The organism is Zhengella mangrovi (genome assembly GCF_002727065.1).
Taxonomy (GTDB): Bacteria; Pseudomonadota; Alphaproteobacteria; order Rhizobiales; family Rhizobiaceae; genus Zhengella; species Zhengella mangrovi.
Genome location: NZ_PDVP01000003.1, coordinates 363,653 through 385,916 on the forward strand (window position 1 = coordinate 363,653; position 22,264 = coordinate 385,916).

A 22,264-nucleotide genomic window follows, 5' to 3' on the forward strand; every position below is an offset into this window, starting at 1 on the left:
TCCAGGGAGGAAGGAATAGATGACCGAGACTGCCTATATCTACGATGCCATCCGCACGCCGCGCTCGAAGGGCAAGGCGGACGGAAGCCTGCACGAAGTCAAGCCGATCCGGCTTGTCACCACCCTGCTGAACGAGATGCAGGCCCGCCACGACCTCGATACCAGCCGCGTCGACGACGTCATGCTCGGCTGCGTGGCGCCCGTGATGGAGCAGGGCTCGGTCCTGCCGAAGATCGCGCTGCAGATGGCTGGCTGGGATGTCTCGGTGCCCGGCGCCCAGGTCAACCGGTTCTGCGCCTCTGGGCTCGACACGTTCAACACCGCCGCCGCCAAGGTGGCCTCCGGCTGGGAGGACGTCGTCTGTGCCGGCGGCTACGAGAGCATGTCGCGCATTCCCATGGGCGCCGATGGCGGCCCGATGGCGGAAGACCCGGAAACCGCGCTCAAGACGGGTTTCGTGCCCCAGGGCATTGGCGCCGACCTGATCGCCACCATGGAAGGCTGGAGCCGCGACGACGTCGATGCCTTCGCGGTGTCGAGCCAGAAGAAAGCGGCGCACGCACGCGATTCCGGCTGGTTCGACCGCTCGGTCGTCCCCGTGCGCGACGACAACGGCCTGGCGATCCTCGAGCGGGACGACTTCATCAAGCCCGACACCGACATGCAGAAGCTGGGCGCCCTCAAGGCTTCCTTCGCTGCGCACGGCGCCATGGGTTTCGACGCGGTGGCACTGGCCCGTTACCCGGAAGTGGAACGCATCGACCATGTTCACACGCCGGGCAATTCGTCCGGAATTGTCGATGGCGCATCGCTGATCCTGCTCGGCAACGAACAGGCCGGCAAGGACCTCGGGCTGGAACCGCGCGGCCGCGTCGTCTCCATCGCCCTCACAGCGACCGACCCGACGATCATGCTGCTCGGTCCCGGACCCGCGTCGAGGAAGGCGCTGGCCAAGGCCGGCCTGACGATCGACGACATCGACCTCGTGGAGATCAACGAGGCCTTTGCCAGCGTGGCCTTGCGCCTCCAGCGCGATCTCGACGTGCCGGACGAGAAGCTCAACGTGGTCGGCGGCGCCATCGCCATGGGCCATCCGCTGGGCGCGACCGGGGGCTGCCTGGTGTCGACCATGCTGGATGAACTGGAACGGCGCAGGCTGAAGCGGGCGCTGATCTGCATGTGCGTCGGTGGCGGCATGGGCATCGCCTCCATCATCGAGCGCGTGTGAGGAGGACGCACCATGACCGATTTCATCTACGAGATGGACGCCGGCGGCATCGTCACCGTGACGATGGACATGCAGGGCCAGTCCGCAAACACCATGAACAAGCGTTTTGAACCCGGCATGCGGGAAATCCTGTCCCGGCTGGAAGCCGAGGAAAAGCTGACGGGGGTCGTCTTCGCCTCGGCCAAGAAGACCTTCTTCGCCGGCGGCGACCTCAACGACATCCTGGCCACCGAAACGGCCGGCCAGGAGACATTCGACTTCATCGAGGACAACAAGGCTGTCTACAGGCGCCTGGAAAAGCTGGCTGTGCCGGTCGTCGCCGCCATCAACGGCGCCGCGCTCGGCGGCGGCTACGAGCTTTGCCTTGCCTGCAATCACCGCGTTGCGGTCGATGACCCGAAGGCCGTTGTCGGCCTGCCGGAAGTCACCCTCGGCCTGCTGCCCGGCGCCGGCGGCGTCGTTCGCCTGACCGCCCTGCTCGGACTGGAAAAGGCCCTGCCCCACTTGCTGGAAGGCAAGCCCGTCAAGCCGCAGGCGGCCCTTGCCGCCGGCATGGTCGATGCCGTCGTGGCCAGGCGGGAAGACCTGTTGCCGGCCGCCCGGGCGTGGATCCTGGAGAACCCGTCGGCAAGCGTCCAGCCATGGGACCGCAAGGGCTTCCGCCATCCCGGCGGCCACGTGACGGATCCGCGCGTCCGCCAGGTCATCGTGGCCTCCTCCGCCATGCTTTTCTCGAAGACGCGCGGCCTGCTGCCCGCCCCGGAAAAGATCCTCGACATCGCCGTCAACTCCATGCGCACCAGCTTCGATGCCGCACTTCGCCAGGAAAGCCGCGGCATCGTCTCCCTGATGGTGACGCCGCAGTGCAAGGCGGCCATCAGTACCTTCTTCTTCGGAATGCAGGCCATCAAGGCCGGCAAGGTCCGGCCGCAGGGCGAGCACTGGAAGGCTGGAAAGGCGGCCGTGCTGGGCGCCGGTATGATGGGCAGCGGCATCGCCTGGGCGCATGCCAGGGCCGGCCTGCCGACCGCGCTGAAGGACACCGACCAGGCAAGGGCCGACAAGGGCAAGGCATATTCCGATACGCTCGCTGACAAGGCCATCCGCCGTGGCCGGATGGACCAGGACGGCAAGGAACGGCTGCTCTCCCTGATCGACCCCGTGGCGGAGAACGCGGCCATCGCCGGCGCCGACATCATCATCGAGGCCGTCTTCGAGGACATCGACCTGAAGGAAAAGGTGATCCCCGAAACCTTCGCGATGCTGTCGGAAACCGGCATCTACGGCTCCAACACCTCGACGCTGCCGATCTCCATCCTTGCCGAGGCCTGCCCCGACCCGTCCCGATTCATCGGCCTCCACTTCTTCAGCCCGGTCGACAAGATGAAGGTCGTCGAGATCATCATGGGCGAGAAGACGAGCCGGGAGACCCTTCGCAAGGCCTACGACTACGTCCAGCAGATCGGCTACATGCCCATCGTCGTCAACGACAGCCGCGGCTTCTTCACCTCGCGCGTCTTCGGCACCTTCATGGACGAGGGCATGGCGCTCCTGCTCGACGGCATGAAGCCGGCCGCCATCGAGCGGGCGGCGTGGCTTGCCGGCATGCCGGTCGGTCCGCTGGCGGTCCATGACGAGGTCTCGCTCGTCCTGTCGCAGAAGGTCCGCAAGACACACGCGGCGCTGGATGCCCGCCTCGGCGTCGACAGCGGCTTCGGCGCCCACAACACCGCCTCGGTCGCGGTCACGGAAGCGATGATCGAACAGGGCCGTGGCGGCCGTCACTATGGCGGCGGCTTTTACGACTACGCCTCGGACGGCAGCAAGACGCTCTGGCCCGGCCTGGCGCAGTTCGCCAGGGGCAACGGCGTCGTTCCGGTGAAGGATGCCATCGACCGGATCCTCTACCGCCAGGCGATCGAGACCCTGCGCTGCCTGCACGAGGGCGTCCTGAACACCGAGGTCGAGGCCAATCTGGGCGGCATATTCGCGATCGGCTTTCCCGCCCACACGGGCGGCGCGATCGAGTTCATCCGCAGGACCGGCATCGATCGCTTCGCCGCCCGCGCGAGGGAACTCGCGGATCTCTACGGGGATCGTTTCGCCGTCGATCCCGCGGCCTTGAAAAGCCTGCGGATCGAGGTGACGCAAGCCGCCTGATCCCGGCCCTGCCGCTTCAGGGAACGAGAACCGCTGGCGCCCCCGGCAATCCGGGGGCGTCAGGTCTCCAGAAAACGAGACGGTCGTCGAATGCGCGTGCGGGCAGGTCCGCCAAGTGCACCGGACCGCCAGACAATGGCTGGCTCCGTGCCGGAAATTGTCCGACAATTGCCGCGGTCGCTCTTGATCGCATGCCAGGCAGGCACGGCTTTCGTTCGGCGCGACGGACCGGAAACCACGCCATCAGACGGGAGGCCGCATGGCCCGTTGTGTAACACTTGACGATTTCCGCCGCCGCGCCCGGGCCAGGCTCCCTCGCATGGTTTTCGACTACCTGGAAGGCGGCGCGGCCGGCGAACGGGGCCTCGCCCGCAATCGCGAAGCCTTCGGCCGCCACCTCTTCGAAGCCCGCCGCCTGACCGATGTCAGCCAGCGGGATCCGTCGGTGACCCTGCTCTGCCGAGACTATCCGCTGCCGCTCGCCATCGCGCCGACCGGGTTGAACGGCGTGATCCATGCAGGCGGAGACCTGATCCTGGCGCGGGCGGCGGCCCGCCATGGCCTGCCCTTCTGCCTGTCGACCGCCTCGACCTCGACAATCGAGGACGTTGCCCGCGCGACCGACGGCGAGAAGTGGTTCCAGCTTTACGTCCTGCACCGGGCGCAGGCGAAACTGTTCGTCCAGCGAGCGCTGAACGCCGGTTTCTCCACGCTGATCCTGACGGTGGACGTCGCGGTGAACGGCCGCCGCGAGCGCGACCTGCGCTCCGGTTTCAAGGTTCCGTTCAAGCTCACGCCGCGGGTCGTGCTGGATGCCGCGGCGCACCCCGCCTGGACCCTGTCGCAGCTTCGCAACGGCCTGCCCAGGCTGGCGAATTTCGAGACCGACCTTGCTGCGGACGTGTCAGCCCAGGCGGCGTTGATGAACCGCCAGATGGACGCCGGTTTCGATTGGGAGGCATTCGCGGAATTGCGCGATTCCTGGCCCCATGCGCTAATCCTGAAGGGGCTGAACTCGGCTGCCGAGGTCGCGCGGGCCAAGAAGGCCGGGGCGGATGCCGTCATCCTTTCAAACCACGGCGCCCGGCAGCTCGAGGATGTCGCGGCGCCACTGGATACCCTGCGCGCCGTGGCGCCCGCCGCGGACATCCCGCTTCTGCTCGATAGCGGCATCCGGTCGGGCGCCGATGTGGTCAAGGGCCTGGCGGCCGGCGCCAGCATGTGCCTCCTCGGCCGTGCCACGCTCTATGGCCTCGCCGCGGCGGGCGAAGCAGGCGTCAACGACGTCATCGACATGATCGCGTCCGAAATCGATACGACGCTGGCCCTGACGGGCTATCCGAGGGCACGCGAAATCGGCCAGCACGCGCTCGTCCCGCTGGCCGGGGCATCGTGAAGGAGCGCAGGGAATCCATGGTGCTCCCGCGCGATGCGGCCAGGGCACTTGGCGGCAGAATGAAGGACATGGGCGGCCATGCCATGAACCATGGCGCCACCCTCGATCCGGCCATGCTGGCCGCCATGCCCGCCGACGGCGTCTTCATGATGATCGGGAAGACCTGCTCGCCCTGCCACGAAAGGGTCCGCCAGAAGATGGACTGGAGGGCCTCCCGCCCCCCGCCCCCGGATGCAGGCCCTGACCGGATGGCGCGATCGCGGGTCGGTCAGGGCTGTTTCACGCTGTCACAGAAGGAGACGTCCTTGTTCAGCGGCCCCAGCTTCAGGTAGGCGTCCCGGTCCGCATTGAGGGCCTGGTCGACGCCGGAGACCGTCTTGAAGTACTTCCGGTACGGCTTCCGGCTGTCCCCCTTGTAGAGCTCCGATATGAGCACGTTGCCGATCGCCTGGCGGTTGCCGTCGAGGCGCACGGTGCCGGTGGGTGTTTCGAGGACCAGCGTGTCGAGCGCGGCCCGGATCGCATTGTGTCCGTCGGACAGGTCCCCGCCCGTCTTGTCCAGCGCGGTGAGAAGCGCGGCCGTGTTGACGTAGTAGTCATAGGCAAACAGGGTCGGTGAAAGATAACCGTTTGGAAACACGTCCAGGTACTGTTTTTCGAAGGCAACCCATTCCGGCTTGTCGAATTCCATTGCCACCGGCCCCGAACTCGGCGTGCCGACCAGGTATTTCTCGCGGTCGCCCCGGGTCTTGTACAGCAGCGGCTGCATGGTAATCGTGCCTGCCACCATCGGGGCCGGGCTGCCGGCCGTCTCGTATTCCGTCAGGAAAACCCGCGCCGCCCAGCCTCCCATCGGCACGAAGACGGCATCGACATCCTTCGGGATCTGGCGGGCGATCTCGGCGAACCCCGCGTTTTCCGTCCCCGGTGGCGCCCAGTAGCTGGCGACGAGCTTTCCGCCGGCACGGCAGTAGTCGAACAGGAAACCGCGAACCTGCGCCCAGCCGAACTGATAGTCCTCGGCGACCGTGGCGATGGTCTTGTATCCCTTTTCCTCGAACGCGTATTTGCCCAGTCCGCCCATCCACTGCGCGGAATCCATGTTGAACCGGTAGTAGTTGACGGCGGGATCGCGCAGGGTCTGGTCCGGATGTGCCGAGGACCCGTTGAGAAACGTGATGTTCGGCACGGTCCGGGCGTAGTCCCGCAGGGCAAGGCCCGCCATCGCCGTCATCGGTCCGACGATGAAATCGACCTTGTCTTCTTCGACGAGCTTGCGCGCGGCAGCGACAGCCGTTTCGGGGCTCTCCCCCGAGGATGCCTTGATCCACTCGATGTCATGTCCGCCGGCCTTCCACGTCCATTTGCGGAACGCGAGTTCCACGCCGCGCATGGATTCAAGCCCGAAACTGGCGAATTCGCCATCGAGCGGCGCAAGTGTGCCGATGCGGATTGCATCGGCCGCCGTCGCATCGCTGGCAGTCGTGAAAGAACCGGCGGCCAGTCCAAGCAGGACTCCGGCAAACCCGTTGACGATACGCATCGCGGCTACTCCAGGACAGGCATCTTGCGTCGGCAGCGGCTTGCGTTGGGTGAGCCCGTTGACCTCTACGCTGGAGGCTTGCGCATGCTGACTTCCGCATTGTGCTTCATTGGGACATAGTTTATGGTTAAGTTATAAAGAGTATTGGAAATTGCCAAATTGAGCAAATCTTAAAGGCGAGCCAATGCCGGTCATAGAAAATATTGTTTCCTTGCTTTCAGCACTGGGCATGGCGACGGCCTGTATGCTTGGCAGCGCCCCGGTGACGTCGGCAGGTCAACAGGTTGCGGGAGGCGCAGCCCCGGTCATCCGGTCGATCAATCCGTCGTCCGGCCCCGCCGGCGTTGCCTATCCGACGAAAGTGACGCTGACCGGAACCGGCTTTACCGCCAGCGGCAATACGGTGCTGTTCGGCGGCATCGAGTTACCTGACCTGCCGTCGGAGGCAGGAAAGATCGTCTTCGTGGCACCAAAGGAACGCTCTTCGGGCGGCGAGGTCCCGCCGATGGTGATGCCGCGGGGCGTGTACCCGGTATCCGTCGTCAACAGGAACGGGCGAAGCAATAGCGTCGACTTCATGTTGACGGACTGAAAGCATTGAACTTCTGGGGCGGGTATATAAGGCAGGGAGTGCAGCATGGAACAGCATTTGCGGGCACGGATTGCGGAAGCAATCCGCCATTTTCTAGTCGTTGCGGTTCTGACGCTGGCCGGAGCCCTTGGTCTTCACCTGACGGCGATCGCCCAGGAAGCCGGGCACGAAGTTGACGAGCTGACACAAGAACCGGAAGGCACGCCGGCAGAACGGCTCCTGTGGTTCTACCTGCCCCGCGCCTTCCCGTTCGACCGGGTTCCGCCGGGAAGCTTCCAGGCGGCAAGGAGGGAATACGAACAGCGGTTCGGCCCCGATTCCGGCTATGAGCAGCCGGCTTCCCCCACCGGCACCGTTCCATCCATCAATGTCGGCAACTGGTCTGCGATCGGCCCCACGCCCATCCAGAGCGGGTCGAACCAGTTTTCAGGCCGGATCAGTTCGGTCGCCGTGCACCCCACCAACGGCAACATCGTCTATATCGGCGGCGCCCAGGGCGGCATCTGGAAATCCTCCGATGGCGGCAGCACGTGGATAGCGACGTCCGACCAGGCATGTTCGCTGGCCATGGGCGATATCGAGATCGACCCGGTCAATCCGAACATCGTCTACGCCGGCACGGGTGAACTGCACAATTCGGCCGACAGCTACTACGGCTGCGGTGTCCTGCGCTCGACCAACGGCGGCACATCCTGGCAGCAGATGGGAGCCAGTGTTTTCGATACCACCAGCGGCGGTGCGCGCATTGCGCGGATCAAGGTGCGCCCGAGCACGGCCGGTTCGACGACGGCCACGACCGTCTTCGCTGCATCCGACTTCGGCCTCTACCGCTCGACCGACAGCGGCCAGAACTGGACACGCGTCCTCACTGGCGTCGTTTCCGACGTCGCGATCAGCGACAACAACCAGAATATCGTGATTGCGGCCATCGGCAGCGCATTCGGCGGTTCGACGAACGGAATCTACCGCTCGACCGACGGGGGAGCCACCTGGGCTCAGGTCACCAGCGGCCTGCCGACATCCAGCATCGGCCGCATCAACATCGACATGCGCGGCCAGTACGCCTACGCTGTCATGCAGAACTCGTCCACGTTCCAGATGCTCGGAATCTGGCGGACGACGGACGACGGCGCCAACTGGACCCAGCGCACCGCGACAGGCGCATCGTGCGGCAGCCAGTGCTGGTACGACATGCACATCAAGATCGCGCCGAACAGCCTTGAAACCGTCTACATGGGCGGCGTTTCCCTCTACAAATCCACTGACGGCGCCAGTTCATTCTCCAATATCACCAACGGGATCCACGTCGACCAGCACGACCTTGCCTTCCACCCGGTGGTCGCCGATACGGTCTACGCGGCGAACGACGGCGGACTGTTCCGGTCGCTGGATGGCGGAGCAACCTGGACGCAGCGCAACAGCGGCCTGAACATCTCGCAGTTCTACGGCGGCCTTTCGGTGGCCCCGACGGGCAGCCAGCCGATATCGGGCGGCACCCAGGACAACCACACGGTGCTGTATACCGGATCGACCGTGTGGACGGACGTGAACTTCAGCGGCGTTGGCGGCTGCGATGGCGCCTTCACGCTGATCAATCCGTCCAACACCAACATCCGCTACGGCATGTGCCAATGGCAGCAGAATGCCTCCTACTCTGGGCCGAGGCGCAACGACACAGGGAACGGCGGCACCTACTTCCTCAAGAAGACCGGCATCAACGCCGGTGATCGCGGCCAGTTCATCCCGCCGCTGCGGATGAGCCCGACGACCCCCACCCGGGTCTATTTCGGCACCTACCGGCTCTACCGGTCGACCAACCAGGGCGACGCGTGGACAGCCGTTTCCAACGACCTGACCAGTGGCGGCAGCCGCAGCGCAATCTCGATGATGGCGGAGGCGAAGACCAATTCCAACGCCATGTATGTCGTGACCAATGACGGCAAGGCCTGGTATTCGAGCAATGCCCAGAGCGGCTCGCCCACATGGACGGACCGCAGTTCCGGCCTGCCGACACGCGCCATGTCCTATGTCGCGGTCGATCCGACCAACGCCGACAACGCGATCGTCACGGCCCAGGGCTTCGGCACCGGTCACGTCTATCGCACGACCAACGCCGGCGCGACCTGGACCAACATCTCGGGCAACCTAATCGACGTTCCGGTCAACACGGTTGTCATCGACCCTGGCGAACCGACCACCCACTTCTGGATCGGCACCGACCTGGGCGTCTACCGCACCACCGACGGCGGCACCACCTGGACGCCGTTCAACACCAACCTGCCCCTGCTGGCGGTGTTCGACCTGGTGTTCCAGGAAAGCACCGGCGATCTCTATGCGGCCACCCATGGCCGCGGGGCCTGGAAGGCTGCCTCATCGTCCGGCAGCCCGAGCATGACAGTCACCCCGACCACGGCGTTCAATTCCACGGGCGCCCAGGGAGGACCGTTCCTGCCCAACTCCCAGACCTATACCGTCACCAACAACGGCACGGGGTCGGTCAACTGGACCGCTAGCGACTCGGCGGCCTGGACGACCATATCGCCCGCATCGGGAACAATCGTGCAGGGCGCGTCTACCGCTGTCATCGTGTCCATCAACACCACGGCCAACACGCTGGCACCGAACACCTACAATTCAACGGTGAATTTCACCAACACCACCAACGGCACCGGCAACACGTCGCGGGCCGTGGCGCTGACCGTGACCGGCGGCAGTACCGGTCCGGCCAACGACAATTTCGCCAATGCAACGAACATCGGCACCCTGCCCTACGCGGTGACCGGCCAGACCAATGTCGGCGCGACCAGCGAGACCGGCGAGCCGGCACTCAGCGCACCGAACAACTCGGTGTGGTACAAGGTCACGATCCCGAGCTCGACCACCCTGCATGTCGATACCAACGGCTCGGCTCTCGACACCTACATCGGCCTGTTCTCGGGATCGTCGGTCAGTTCCCTGACCACGCTTGCGACCAACGATGACGGCGGCACCAACCTGGCGTCCCTGATCGAGATGGCCGTGAATGCCGGGACCTACTACATCGCCGTGGACGGCTTCAGCGGCAACACCGGCACGTTCAGCCTGAACGTCTCGACGTCCGGCGGCACGACCCTTGGCGCCGTTGTCGCGTCCGTCCTGCCGACGGCCCGGGCGACGCAGACCGGAACGGCGGTGACGGCCTTTGCCACCATCATCAACCCGAACGCCGCCACGGCGACCGGCTGCAGCATCGCCCTGCCGTCCGCCATCGCCGGAACCACCTTCCTCTACCAGACGACCAACGCGTCCAACGTGCCCATCGGCACCGCGAACACGCCGGTCAACATCGCCGCCGGCGGATCGCAGGGCTTCTACTTCGCCCTGTCGCCGACCGCGGCCGCGTCGAGCAACATCCCGCTCGTCTTCGACTGCACCAACACCTCGCCCGCCGGCACGATCTTCGGGGTGAACACCTTCCAGTACACCGCCTCGACCACGCCGATCGCGGACCTGGTGGCCATCGCCGCGACGATCGGCAACACCGGCTACATCTCGATCCCCGGCACGACCGGCCAGTCGGCCGCTTCCGTCGCCGCGATCAACATCGGCGCCACGCAGACCGTCACGGCCAGCGTGACCGAGCAGGCCATCGGCGGAACCGACCCGAACATGCCGGCCACGCTGACAATCTGCCGGGCCAATTCGAGCGGCGTCTGCCTGACCACGTTTGCGGCCAGCACGTCGTTCACGGCGACGGCCGGGCAGACCTACTTCTTCGTGGTCCTCGCCCAGGGGTCGGGCACGGTGGCCGACAACCCGGCCACCAACCGAGCGCATATCTACTTCCGCAATGCGAGCTCGCAGGTGGTCGGAGCGACCAGCGTGGCCGTCCGCACCCAGTGAGGAGAGCGGTCCTCTTCGGGGCGCTGGTGACATCATGGTCATGCAGCGCCCCGCCTGCCTGAACGGTATCAGGCGTCGCGTTCCGAGAGCGCGCCTTTCATGCTGGCCTTCAACTCGGCTTCCCAGCTTTCCAGGTGGTCGCGGATCAGGCGGGAATACGTGCTGTCATCGGCATGCGGGTCGTCGCTCTCGATGAAGGCCTGGGCTGTCTCCAGCATCGTCCTGCGGTCGAACGCCTCGAATACGCCAACCAGTCGCTCCGCCTTGGCGCGCGAGTGACCGAGGGCCTCGAAGGCGGAACGGGCGGCCCGGATCGAGCTGTCATAGGTCTCCCGGATGATATCGCGGCACCCCACGGACCAGAGGTCGTAGACGTGCCACCGGTCGATGGCGCGGGCAATGACATGAACGTGCGGGTGGGCTTCGTGCATGTAGCGCGCCAGTTCGGTCGCCGCGTCCTTGTTGTCGATGGCGATGACGAGAACCCTGGCGGTCTCGATGCCCGCGGCATGCAGCAGGTCCGGCCGGGTCGCGTCGCCGTAATAGGCCGACAGGCCGAACCGGCGCAGCATCTTGAGCTGGTCGTTGCTGTAGTCGACCACCGTCGTTTCATAGTCGGCCGCCTGCAGGGCACGGTTGACGATGCCGCCAAACCGGCCGTGACCCGCGATGATGATACCCGAGCCATGGTCGATGGCATCGGCTTCGCGCTCCTGCTGGCGCGAGTACCGCGGCGCGATCAGCCGGTCGTAGAGAATGAACAGGCCCGGTGTCAGCAGCATCGACATCGCGATCACCAGGAGGAGAAGGTCGGCGACGGGCGCAGGAACGACGGCATTGGCGACGGTGAAGGAGACGAGAACGAAACCGAACTCGCCAGCCTGGGCCAGCCCGAGAGCAAACAGCCACTTGTCGCCCCCGGCAAGCCTGAAAACCCGGCCAACGACCAGCATGACAAGGCATTTCAGCACGATCAGCCCGAGGGTCAGGCCGACGATCAATGCCAGGTTATCGCCGAGGAGGGCGAAATCGATGCTGGCGCCGACGGTGATGAAGAACACGCCTAGGAATATGCCCTTGAAGGGCGCGATGTCGCTTTCCAGTTCATGCCGGTATTCGCTGTTGGCCATCACGACCCCGGCCAGGAACGTACCGAGCGCCGGCGACAGCCCCACCATCGTCATCAGCAGTGCGATTCCGACGACCATCATCAGCGCCGTGCTGACGAACAGCTCGCGAAGCCGGGCGCGGGCGATATAGCGGAAGACCGGTCCGGTCAGGTAGCGGCCGGCCAGGACGACGAGGCCGATGGCCGCCAGCGTGATCAGCGCCGTCTGCCAGCCGGGCAATCCCTCGACCAGGTTGAGGTTCAGTGCCGAGCCGCCATGCCCGCTGCCGTGATCCTCCCCGTGGCCGAGCGCGCTGGTCAGTTCCGGCAGCGCCAGCAACGGGATCAGGGCAAGCATGGGAATGACCGCAATGTCCTGGAACAGCAGCACCGCGAAGCTCGCCTGTCCGCCGTCGCTGCGCATCAGCCCCTTTTCATTGAGCGTCTGCGTGACGATCGCCGTCGAGGACAGGGCGAAGACCAGGCCGATGGCGAGCGCCACCGTCCATGACAGCCCGAACAGCATGGCAGCAGCCATGACCCCCAGGGCGGTCAGGCCGAGCTGCAGGCCGCCCATCACGAAGATCTGCGCCCGCATCGCCCACAGCACCCTCGGCTGCATTTCCAGGCCGATCAGGAAAAGCATCATCACCACGCCGAACTCGGTGAAATGCTGCAGGGCGGCCACATCGACGCCCGCCCGGTGCAGCACCGGCCCGATCGCGATTCCGGCGATCAGGTAGCCCAGCACCGAGCCAAGCCCGAACCGCGAGGCAAGCGGAACGGCGATCATCCCGGCCAGGAAGAGCGTGAATGTGATGAACATGAACTCGGCGGTCATGGCGTCCTCTTGCTGTCGTTGTCAGCGGCGCCGCCTGTCCCGGATCCGGGCGGAAAGCGCCGCATCGGCTGTTGATCACGCTGCGGCGCTTGGATCGCCGGTCGCCCAGGCCACGCCCTCGCCCCGGTCCATCGTCCGTATGGCCGCCATGTCGGCTTCCCCGATCTCGAAGCCGTCGAGGTCGATGTTCTGCTTCATGCGGTCAGGATTCAAGCTCCTCGGCAGGACGGCATAGCCGTTCTGGAGTCCCCAGCGCAGCAGGAACTGCGCTTCGGTGACGCCGTATTGTTTCGCCATGTCCGCGAACGCACCGCTGTCGGCCTTCATCTGATCGGTCTTGGCGCTGGCCTGACCCTCTTCCCTGCGCCACGTGGAAAGCGGCACGAGGCTGCTGTAGGCGATCGGAGCGATCCCGTTCGCCGCCATGTAGGCAAGCAGGTCCGGTTTCTGCGACCAGGGATGCAGTTCGATCTGGTTGGCATCCGGCGTCTGCAGTCCGGCCTGCCGGATTTCCTCCAGGTGGGACCGGTTGTAGTTGCTCACGCCGATGGAGCGGGCCTTGCCCGCTGTCTGCAGGTCGACCAGCGCCCGCCACTGCGACAGTCGCTCCGGCCCGCCGTAGGGTGCATGGATCAGGTAAAGGTCCACGTGGTCGAGACCCAGCCGGTCGAGGCTGGCCTCGCACTCCGCGATTGTCTGGTCGTGGGTCTTCGGCGCGTCGCCCCATGCCGGATTGCCGGGCCAAAGCTTGGTGGTGACGAAAATGTCGTCCCGCGACAGGCCGGTCGATGCCAGCCCCGCCCGGATTCCCTCGCCGACCGCCGCCTCGTTCCGGTAGCCGGAGGCCGTGTCGATGTGGCGGTAGCCGCATTCGATGGCGGTCTGCACGGCCGTCGGAGCATCATCGGTTGAAACGAGGTAGGTACCGAACCCGACGGCGGGGATGGTGACGCCGGCATTGAGCGGGAATCTGCGTGTCGTGAGGGCCATGATCTTCTCCGGTTGCTGGAAATCGGTCATGTGAGGCTAGCGGACAGGCCCCCGCCGCGCCTGCCACATCCTTCGAAAGATCTGCCAATTCCTCCAATCCCGGAGAGATGTGGATGCAACATCCACTGGCTGGTGCTACAAAAACTCCAGAAGGGACGATGCCATGCCATTCACCAGCCTTGTTGCATCAGCACGCGCCTATGCGGACCGCCAGGAGCAGCCAGACAGCATGGCCTTGCCGGACCTGACCGTTCTTCGGACCACGCAGGTCAGCGCGTTCGAGTCGGTCGTCTACAGGCCGGTCGTCTGCCTGGTCCTCCAGGGCGCCAAGGAGACGACCATCGGCGATCAGTCGGTCACCCTGCACGCCGGCGATGCGCTCATAGTCAGCCATGATCTCCCGGTCCGGTCGCGGATCATTTCCGCTTCCGGGGAAGAACCGTATCTCGCGCTGATCGTCGCCCTGGAACTGGCGCTGGTGCGCAGCCTCTATGAGCAGATCGGACCTGTATCAGGCGGCAAGACGTCGGCCCGTTCGCTCTCCGCAGGCCCTGCGGAACCCGCTGTCATGGAGCCGATGGCCCGGTATCTGGCACTGGCAAACAATGCCGTCGAAGCGGACGTGCTTGGCCCGTCCGTCCTGCGGGAAATTCATTTTCGGCTGCTGATGTCACCGCTCGGAGGAATGCTCCGAAGCCTGTTGTCGATCGACAGTCACGCCAGCCGGGTGGCCAGGGCCATCGTGCAGATCAGGAGGGATTACCGCCAGACCCTGTCGGTCCCGCAACTGGCCCAGGCTGCGGGTATGAGCCAGTCGTCGTTTCACGGTCACTTCAAACAGGTGACCGGCACCACGCCCCTGCAGTACCAGAAGGATCTGCGCATGATTGCCGCGCGCGACCTGCTTCGTGGCGGCCGCCACAGCGTGGCCGCTGCGGGCTTCGAGGTGGGCTATGAAAGCCCGACGCATTTCAGCCGCGACTACCAGCGCAAGTTCGGGACGGCGCCGAGCAGGGAGAGCACTCACGTCCTCGAACCGGCGTGAACGCGGCGACAATGGCGCGACCTTCAATTTCTTCGACACCGCGCGGGGCGAGACGACGGTCTTGCTGACCGACCCGTCGCGCGGCGTCCACATCGAGCTCAACCTCGCCGCAGTCATGATCCGCTATGCCGGCCCGGAGGACATCCGGTCGGCGGTTTCCGGTCCGCAGCCATGCCCGATCCCGGCGGCAGGCTCCCTTGCAAAACCGCCCGTCCTTGCCCGGCGGTGTTTGTCATCTGCAGCCTGGACATGCGTCCCAGCCGGCGTGCCGCTTGCCATGGCCGGCAAAACCGGTCTCAAGTGGCATCATGATCGATCATGGCCACACCGTTCGCAACAGCATCATCGACAGGTCGCGCATGTTCAGGCTTGGCCCGGACGCCCTTGTCTGGGAGGAAAACGCCAGGCAGGGCCGAATTCCCTATGCCGACGTTCGCAGGGTGCAGCTGATCAGCTATGGCAACACCGGCGGAGAGCAATATCAATGTGCGCTTTCGACCGGCATGCATGGCAGGATCAGGATTCGTTCCCACAGCTACGTGAGCCTTGGCAATTTCGAGGATCGGACGGACACCTATGCGCCGTTCCTGCGCGAGCTGGTCCGGCGGGTTGCCGCCGCAGCTCCGCAGGCCGAATTCGTGACCGGAAACGTCGGCCTCCTTGTCGCCTGGCTGGTTGTTCTTCTGCTGTTCGGCCTCGGCCTGGTCTCGCTGGCGTTCGCCTTCGTTGACGGATTGGCTGCAACCTGGAAGTTTGCGATGACGGTCGCGGTGCTCCTCGTCTCCGGACCCGTCATATGGCATCGGCTGCGAAAGAGCGAAATCAAGACCTTCGATCCGGCGAACCCGCCGCTTCCTGCGACCCGCTCCGAAACGGGCCCGGCGGATCGGTAGTCCTTGGCCTGCTTGCCGGCCTGTGCAACGCCCCGATCGCGGCCGTTCATCCGCCAGCCGCTTTAACGATCACACACGCCGCCATCGCTTGCAGAGACCGGTATCAGGCATGGCTCGCGGGATGGACAAGATGGCCGATCAATTCAGGCGTCGGATGGCGCCGGGTTTCAGGAAGCCGCGCTTGATCAGCAGGGCTTCGACCTCGGCCACCGAATAATGCTTCTGACGCCACCGGGCATGACGCTCCCTGGGCGTCTCGTCGGCCGGGACATCCCAGGCGAGCGGCATTCCGGCAGGCCAGTACGCGGGGTTCTGCTCCAGTTCGCGTGCTTGCCTCGCCACCGCCGGACCCGCGGGATCGGGATCCGTCGTCACGATTGCCAGGACCGCCGGCTTGACGGCCAGGGGAGCGGGGTCCGGCAAGTCCGGCATCGGGTCCGGCTTCGCTACAGCAACCTCCGTCTCCTGCGTGTCGTTGCGCGCGATCATCATCGGAACCTGCCTGCCGCAGCTCGCCGCGGCGACGGCATAGAACCGTTCGGCTTCCAGGTGGTCGGGACGGTAGGTCCGGCACAGGGTTTTCGTGGCCGGATGCAGGGCGGCCGCCTTCGTGCAGAAAATGCCCGTGCCGTCATCCTGGGCAACGAAACGAACGCCTTTCGCCCCGCTTGCCGGATCGTCGAACTGGCCGGCGAACCCGTTCAGGACCGCGATGCGCCTGGCAGCCTGTTTCCCGTTCAGCGCCACGGTTTGAAAATGCGTATCCTGGACCGGCACCACTTCCACGGCCGCCAGTTCGGGCCGCGCCGCCTTCCGCCCGACGAAATGCGCGCGCACGACGAGGCTGAAATCCTGGCATCCGCCCTTTCCGTTCATGTTCGCCGTGCCGTGATGCAGGAAATTCCCAAGCCCGTAGACGACGAGACGCCCGTTCCTCACCTCGAGGCCGCGCGCGACATGGGCATGATGGCCGATCATGATGTCGGCATCGCTCTGGTCCACCAGCCTGCGCACCGCGTCGACCTCGTGCCCGCTCGGCCGGCTGTAGCGCTCGGGACCGCGGTGGATGGACAGCAGGCGAAGGTCGGCCGCCGCATGCCTGAGATTACCGGCAAGCAGGGCAAGGTCATCCCGGTTGGTCAGGCTGAGTTGGCCCGGCCGGTTCTCCGTTGCGCGCTGGATGCCGTTGCCGCTGGCGCCGATGCCGATCGAACCGAAGGCAACCCGGAAGCCCTTGCGCTCGAAAACAGGCACCCGCGCGGCTTGCGTGCGGTCGAGGCCGATCCCGGCATGGGCCAGCAGGCCATGGCCCAGCAACGCGTCGGCATGGCGCAATGACTGGCGAATGCCCTCCGCGCCGTAGTCGAAGGCGTGGTTGTTCGCCATCGAGAACAGGTTGAACCCGACCTTGACGAGATTGCGGATGCAATTGGGATGGCTGGCGAAATTGAACGCCTTGGGCATCGGCCGCAGCGCGTCGGAATCCGAAATGACCGTTTCGATATTGGCGAAGTTGACGTCACCATCGATCAGTGTGCGGATCCGGTTTGTTGTCTCGCCGAAGGACTGCCATGCGCCATGCTTGAACACGCCGTCGGGCTTCGGCGCGGTGCGGTTCGGCGCGCAGCCGGTATCGCCGGCCATCAGGACCGTGAGGTGGCGCACCGGCTCGCTCTCGGCTTCGGGGGCGGAAAGCAGCGGCCTGGCCGGAACCCGGAATGCCAACAATTCGCCGGTTCGGGCGACCACGGGATCGGCACTCGCGGCACTTGGAACAGCGGACGCCGCCCCGGCCAGGGCGACCGCACAGAGGAAGCGCAAGCCGCGCTTCCATCGCATCACAACACGATGATCCATAACGCCAACACCTACTCACTCTTACCCGTCGCGACGCGGAGCGCTCACCGATGCGGACACGCCGGAGTTCAGTTGGATGACGGCTCCCAGCCGGTTTCACCTTCCGGCGGCAACGTCGCTCCGGTCACTGCGACTGCGTCGCCTTTGCCGTGGCCTGTTTCACGTCCGAGACAATGACGTTGTAGACGTAGCGTGCCATGATCTCGTAGCCCGCCGGCGTGAAATGAATGCCGTCATCGAGGCGGATTTTTTCCAGGTTGCCGTCGCTCGTCTCGAAATAGGGGGAATAGGTCCCGTCCTCGCTCGCCAGCGGGGCCCAGAGGTTGACGAACTTGACCCCGTCTTCCTTCATCAGCCGTTCGTATATGTCGTTCAGAAAGCGGTATTGCTCCTGGTAACGTTGCGGTGCGGTGATCGGGATCCCGGCCCAGTAGATGGCGATGTTCCGGTCCCTGAGCGCGGCGAGGATTTCCTTCACGCGCTCCTCGTAGGCCACCTGCCATTCCTTGGTCGGGAAATGGCGCGCGCGCCCGGACCCGCGGATCGACTGAAGGTCGTTCAGGCCGAGCAGGACGACCGCGATGTCGAAATCGCCCGTGGAGTACCCCTTGACGCCGTCCATCCAGTTGTAGCGGTCGGTGCGCACGATGCCCGTGTTGACCCGCGCCTTGTTCTGGATGTCGAACAGGTTCGCCGACCGGTCATTCATGTAGAGGCCCTGGTAGAGACCGGCCGCGAGCGAGTCCCCGATCACGACCATGCGAAACGGGCCGCTCGTGCTGCCTGGATGCAGGTAGGTCTGCACGGCCGGCTGCCCCTCCGCCGCCTGGTCCGGGGCCGTTCCCGCCGGCGCGCCGGGGTCGGCATCGAGCGCCGCATGGGTTTCGCTCCCCGCTGCGCCCGCCGGTTCCGTTGCCTGCACGCTGTCTTCGGCGCCGCGCGCCTCGGCATGGCCGTCAGGGCTCCAGGCCGTTCCCGCAACCAGCGCGGCCAATGACAGGACTGCGGCAAACAAACGCCCGCGAACACTCATCTCGCTACCCCTCTCGAACGATGAACCGTCTTTACTTTCTTACGCCCTCCCGAGCTTTGCTCCAATCAAGACGACCACCGGCGCAACGACTTGCATCTACCATGGAACGGCCAGATATTCTGGCGCGGAAAACTGCATGACCAAGACACCGCGCATCTGAGTTTCACGCTATCTTGCCTTTTGTTACAGGATTTTTCCATTCCACAAATCAAAACCGGATCGGAGCAGCGCCAATCTTGTCTCGATTTGGCCATCTTGAACAGGGAGACTTGGGCAAGGCCGAGGATAAATATTCATTAACCTTAATCCACATACACTGTAGTGTGCCGCCAAAGCGCCGATGTTGCATGGCAGAGAAAGGCACTCCCTGCGTAAGCGTTCGACCGGAAGAGTGCGAGAATGAAAAGCGGGTTGAAAACTGTTTCCGTCCTGTTGGCAGCGGTCGCGTTGACCGTCGTGATCGCGCCGCGCGGGAACATGTCTTCCACGCTCACCGCACGGATGGCGACGGTCCAGGACGACTGCACGGCAGCGCGATCCGGCAAACCCTGCCGGCACGACGTGCTCGCCGAGGCGATGAAAACGCGCCTGCCAGATTTGCGCGCCACGGCCCTCGCCAGGCGACAGGCCGAGACGCTCAGTGCGGCCTGGACGACACGGGTCCGCGAGGCCGGCAGGGACATGGCAGGCCCTGAGGCGCGGCGCATCCGCGTCTCGCAGGCCGAAAGCCTGCGCGCCAGGATCATCGCCAGCCAGGACCGCCGCGAAGCCGCGCTTCGGCGCGAACGAGAACTGCGCGAGGCGCGGGCCGGCGCCCGCCTCGCGAGGCTGATCTCTCCGGACGCGATCCTTCCGCATGGTAGCCTGAAGCGCGATCGGATCGAACCGAAGCCGGAGCGCCCGCTGCCGGAGGTTGAGCCGCACCTTCCCGCCATCGAGCGCATTCGCGCGCGCTTCCGGACGCTGGCATCCGCTGACAGGAAGCGCCCGCTGACGGTCCTCCACATCGGCGACAGCCACGTTGCGTCCGATTCCTTCACCAGCGGCATTCGCGACATCCTGCAGGCCAGGTACGGCGATGCCGGCCGCGGCCAGATGATCCCGCCGGATGCCTTCAAATACGCCTATGTCGACCAGATCAGCCAGAAGGCGGCCGGGCGCTGGCGCTCCAAGACAGCACTGAAATACAAGCACGGCCCCTTCGGCCTGTCCGGTGTCAACCTGGCAAGCAGCGCCCGCAACGCGCGCCTGACCATGGACACGAAATCCGGTGATTTCGACTGGGTCGCCGTCACCGTCGCGACCGGTCCTGACCAGGGCCGCTTCGCCCTCACCGTCGGCGACAGGACCGAGCAGTTCTCTGCCAGGGGCGAGGCAGGCAGCGCGCAGACATTCCGCATGGCGGCGCGGGGCGACAGCGCAACGCTGACCGTGCTCGGCGGCGGAAACGTCCAGGTGCTTGACTGGGCCAGCGGCAAGGAAGAGCCCGGCGTGCGTTACGTGAACTTCGGGCTGATCGGCGCGACGGCGGCCATCACCAAACGGATGGACCGGAAGCTGATCGCGGAGAACCTCAAGGCCATCAACCCGGACGTGATCGTCTTCGGATATGCGACCAACGACGGCTTCGACGACAATTTCGACACCGGTTCCTACCTCGCCATGGTCAGGGACCTGTATCAGCGCATGAAGGCGCAGGCCCCGAAAGCCGACTGGGTTTTCCTTGGGGCTGCCGATGGCCTTCGCCAGCGCGGCAAGGGGTCGAGCGCCTGTGGCGGCGGCTGGCGCACCCCGCCCAAGCTCGCGGCACACCGCAAGGCGATGGCGCAGTTTGCCCGGGACAACGACGCGGCCTACTGGGACTGGGCGGAATTCATGGGTGGGGCCTGCAGTGCCAACCGGTGGGCAAAACGGGATCTGATGGCCCGTGACCGCGTTCACTTCACCCGCTCCGGCTACCGGCGCAGCGCGGAAGCATTTGCCGAATGGCTCAGCCTCGACACGCCGGAACAGGCTGTCGTGGCCCTCAGCCAATAGAGCCGGCGATCCGGCCCCGGGATCGCGCCCTGCCCTGCACTATTAAGCCTAACAGCAACTATTGAAACACGGCAACTTTACGCTCAACCAAACAGAGCTTAGTCAAGTAACCGAAGCACACATGGCCTCACCGGCACCGGTTTGCTTCCGGCAGGACAGACCCGGTCGGCCGGATCGAGAGGCAGATCTGTTCCGGCCGGGTGCCGGTGTGCCAGGGGACCAACCGGTATCGCGAGCGCGTCGTGCTTTTTCCCACAGCCACATTCGCCATCTTTTTCCTGGTCGTGCTGACCCTCGCGGTGGCTCTCTCGGGGTCCAACGGCGCCCGCAAGGGCATGCTGCTCGCCGCCAGTTATGTTTTCTATGGCTGGTGGGACTGGCGCTTCTGCGCCCTGCTGTTCACATCGTCTTTCCTCGCCTGGCTGGGCGGGCACCTGCTGCACGCCGACCGCGGCGAGACCTATCGCAAGTGGGTCGTTGCAGTTCTGGCCGGCGCTCTTCTGGCGCTCCTCGGCTTCTTCAAGTACTTCGAGTTCTTTCTCGAAAGCCTGCGTACGCTGTTTTTCAGGCTCGGAATCGAGCGGGACCTCCCGCTGGTCGAGATCATCCTGCCGGTGGGCATTTCCTTTTTCATCTTCCAGTCGATTTCCTACCTGGTCGATTGCTACCGCCGTGAATTCGATGAGAAGACATCGCTTTCCGACGTGCTGCTCTACGTCTCCTTCTTCCCGCAGCTGGTGGCGGGACCAATCGTGCGTGCAAGCGATTTCATCCCGCAGCTATCCCGCACGCCACGCATCTCGAAAGCCGATTTCTGCTTCGGCGGGGTCCTGATCGTCATCGGCCTCGCCAAGAAGATGATCGTGGCCCACTACCTGGCAACCCTTCTGGTCGACGATGTCTTTCTCGACCCGGCCAGCCATTCGAGCGGCATGCTGCTGCTGGCGGTCTATGGCTACGCCGTACAGATCTACTGCGATTTCTCCGGCTACAGCGACATGGCGATCGGTTTCGCCGCCCTGCTCGGCTACCGGTTTCCCCGAAACTTCGACAACCCCTATCGCGCGCTGTCCCTCTCGGAATTCTGGCGCCGCTGGCATATTTCCCTGTCGACCTGGCTGCGCGACTACCTCTACATCCCGCTGGGCGGCAGCCGCGTCGGACCATGGAAAACCTATCGCAACCTCTTCCTGACCATGTTCCTCGGTGGCATCTGGCACGGGGCGGCCTGGACCTTCCTGATCTGGGGAACGCTGCACGGCACGGCCCTGATTGCCGAACGGCTCGCTGTCCGCGCCGCGTCCGGTTCAGGTTTCCGGCTGCCGCCGGTCATCGCCTGGCTGGCCACGTTTCATTTTGTCTGCGCGACATGGGTCTTCTTCCGTGCCTCGGATCTCCCGGCCGCGCTCGCCTGGTTCCAGGGCTTTGCCGCGATGGACTGGTCGTTTGCGGGAGCAAGCTGGCTCAGCGTCGCGCTGATCGCGATCGTCCTGGTGAGCCAGGTCCGCCCCCATGCGGATCCGCGGCCGTTGTCATCCCGGGTCGAACAGCTTCCTGCCTGGCTGCTCACGCTTGTCTTCGGCCTGGCGGTCCAGGCGATTGTCTGGGCCGGTCCGTCCGGCACCGCGCCTTTCATCTACTTCCAGTTCTAGGCGAGGA

The 22,264-nt window shown here is 65.1% G+C and carries 14 protein-coding genes; 9 read left to right on the forward strand and 5 right to left on the reverse strand.

The genetic code is table 11. The annotated features are described in order from the left end of the window. Positions 1-19: 19 nt before the first annotated feature. The 3 genes from CSC94_RS08500 to CSC94_RS08510 all read left to right on the forward strand — a co-directional run bounded on the left by CSC94_RS08500 (position 20) and on the right by CSC94_RS08510 (position 4,784). Positions 20-1,228: an acetyl-CoA C-acetyltransferase gene (locus CSC94_RS08500; RefSeq protein WP_099305856.1), complete on the forward strand. Its 1,209-nt coding sequence runs from the start codon at positions 20-22 to the stop codon at positions 1,226-1,228. A gap of 12 nt (positions 1,229-1,240) precedes the next feature. Next, positions 1,241-3,388, forward strand: coding sequence for a 3-hydroxyacyl-CoA dehydrogenase NAD-binding domain-containing protein (locus CSC94_RS08505; protein ID WP_099305858.1), 2,148 nt, complete (start codon positions 1,241-1,243; stop codon positions 3,386-3,388). A gap of 259 nt (positions 3,389-3,647) precedes the next feature. Beyond that, positions 3,648-4,784 (forward strand): alpha-hydroxy-acid oxidizing protein, encoded by a 1,137-nt coding sequence (locus CSC94_RS08510; protein ID WP_099305860.1) that lies wholly within the window; start codon positions 3,648-3,650, stop codon positions 4,782-4,784. 268 nt (positions 4,785-5,052) lie between these two features. On the opposite strand, the gene CSC94_RS08520 is transcribed toward CSC94_RS08510, so the two are convergent. After that, positions 5,053-6,327, reverse strand: coding sequence for an ABC transporter substrate-binding protein (locus tag CSC94_RS08520; RefSeq protein WP_099305864.1), 1,275 nt, complete (start codon positions 6,325-6,327; stop codon positions 5,053-5,055). Positions 6,328-6,511: 184 nt separating this feature from the next. On the opposite strand from CSC94_RS08520, the gene CSC94_RS08525 reads away from it, so the two are divergent. Next, positions 6,512-6,919, forward strand: a complete 408-nt coding sequence (locus tag CSC94_RS08525; protein WP_099305866.1) for an IPT/TIG domain-containing protein — start codon at positions 6,512-6,514, stop codon at positions 6,917-6,919. A gap of 45 nt (positions 6,920-6,964) precedes the next feature. Beyond that, entirely contained in the window at positions 6,965-10,801 is a 3,837-nt protein-coding gene (locus CSC94_RS08530) for a BACON domain-containing protein (RefSeq protein ID WP_099305867.1), read from the forward strand. 68 nt (positions 10,802-10,869) lie between these two features. On the opposite strand, the gene CSC94_RS08535 is transcribed toward CSC94_RS08530, so the two are convergent. Then, complete coding sequence (locus CSC94_RS08535) at positions 10,870-12,750, reverse strand: monovalent cation:proton antiporter-2 (CPA2) family protein (RefSeq protein ID WP_099305868.1); 1,881 nt, start codon at positions 12,748-12,750, stop codon at positions 10,870-10,872. Positions 12,751-12,825: 75 nt separating this feature from the next. After that, positions 12,826-13,740, reverse strand: coding sequence for an aldo/keto reductase (locus CSC94_RS08540; RefSeq protein ID WP_099305991.1), 915 nt, complete (start codon positions 13,738-13,740; stop codon positions 12,826-12,828). Positions 13,741-13,903: 163 nt separating this feature from the next. Between CSC94_RS08540 and CSC94_RS08545 the strand changes: the two genes are divergently transcribed. Beyond that, the gene (locus CSC94_RS08545; RefSeq protein ID WP_099305869.1) at positions 13,904-14,785 is read left to right on the forward strand and encodes an AraC family transcriptional regulator; all 882 of its coding nucleotides are present in this window, start codon (positions 13,904-13,906) and stop codon (positions 14,783-14,785) included. A 197-nt stretch (positions 14,786-14,982) separates the two neighbouring features. Beyond that, positions 14,983-15,678, forward strand: coding sequence for a hypothetical protein (locus tag CSC94_RS08550; RefSeq protein WP_133122845.1), 696 nt, complete (start codon positions 14,983-14,985; stop codon positions 15,676-15,678). A 138-nt stretch (positions 15,679-15,816) separates the two neighbouring features. On the opposite strand, the gene CSC94_RS08555 is transcribed toward CSC94_RS08550, so the two are convergent. Together CSC94_RS08555 and CSC94_RS08560 are read right to left on the reverse strand one after the other, a co-directional pair. Next, a complete protein-coding gene (locus tag CSC94_RS08555) occupies positions 15,817-17,535 on the reverse strand; it encodes a CapA family protein (protein ID WP_099305871.1) in 1,719 nt (572 codons plus the stop codon). Positions 17,536-17,659: 124 nt separating this feature from the next. Next, positions 17,660-18,568: an SGNH/GDSL hydrolase family protein gene (locus CSC94_RS08560; RefSeq protein WP_099305872.1), complete on the reverse strand. Its 909-nt coding sequence runs from the start codon at positions 18,566-18,568 to the stop codon at positions 17,660-17,662. A 411-nt stretch (positions 18,569-18,979) separates the two neighbouring features. Here CSC94_RS08560 and CSC94_RS08565 point away from each other — a divergent pair, with 411 nt between their 5' ends. Next, positions 18,980-20,605 (forward strand): GDSL-type esterase/lipase family protein, encoded by a 1,626-nt coding sequence (locus CSC94_RS08565; protein ID WP_165784369.1) that lies wholly within the window; start codon positions 18,980-18,982, stop codon positions 20,603-20,605. Positions 20,606-20,847: 242 nt separating this feature from the next. Next, on the forward strand, positions 20,848-22,257 hold the full coding sequence (locus CSC94_RS08570) for an MBOAT family O-acyltransferase (protein WP_099305992.1): 1,410 nt from the start codon (positions 20,848-20,850) through the stop codon (positions 22,255-22,257). The last annotated feature ends 7 nt before the right edge of the window (positions 22,258-22,264 follow it).

What these genes read in the sequence shown, in the direction of transcription:
- CSC94_RS08545 (WP_099305869.1), top strand. Translation starts at nt 13,904, where the DNA reads ATGCCATTCACCAGCCTTGTTGCATCAGCACGCGCCTATGCGGACCGC.
- CSC94_RS08560 (WP_099305872.1), bottom strand. Translation starts at nt 18,568, where the DNA reads ATGAGTGTTCGCGGGCGTTTGTTTGCCGCAGTCCTGTCATTGGCCGCG.
- CSC94_RS08535 (WP_099305868.1), bottom strand. Translation starts at nt 12,750, where the DNA reads ATGACCGCCGAGTTCATGTTCATCACATTCACGCTCTTCCTGGCCGGG.
- CSC94_RS08500 (WP_099305856.1), top strand. Translation starts at nt 20, where the DNA reads ATGACCGAGACTGCCTATATCTACGATGCCATCCGCACGCCGCGCTCG.
- CSC94_RS08540 (WP_099305991.1), bottom strand. Translation starts at nt 13,740, where the DNA reads ATGGCCCTCACGACACGCAGATTCCCGCTCAATGCCGGCGTCACCATC.
- CSC94_RS08525 (WP_099305866.1), top strand. Translation starts at nt 6,512, where the DNA reads ATGCCGGTCATAGAAAATATTGTTTCCTTGCTTTCAGCACTGGGCATG.
- CSC94_RS08530 (WP_099305867.1), top strand. Translation starts at nt 6,965, where the DNA reads ATGGAACAGCATTTGCGGGCACGGATTGCGGAAGCAATCCGCCATTTT.
- CSC94_RS08505 (WP_099305858.1), top strand. Translation starts at nt 1,241, where the DNA reads ATGACCGATTTCATCTACGAGATGGACGCCGGCGGCATCGTCACCGTG.
- CSC94_RS08520 (WP_099305864.1), bottom strand. Translation starts at nt 6,327, where the DNA reads ATGCGTATCGTCAACGGGTTTGCCGGAGTCCTGCTTGGACTGGCCGCC.
- CSC94_RS08510 (WP_099305860.1), top strand. Translation starts at nt 3,648, where the DNA reads ATGGCCCGTTGTGTAACACTTGACGATTTCCGCCGCCGCGCCCGGGCC.
- CSC94_RS08555 (WP_099305871.1), bottom strand. Translation starts at nt 17,535, where the DNA reads ATGGATCATCGTGTTGTGATGCGATGGAAGCGCGGCTTGCGCTTCCTC.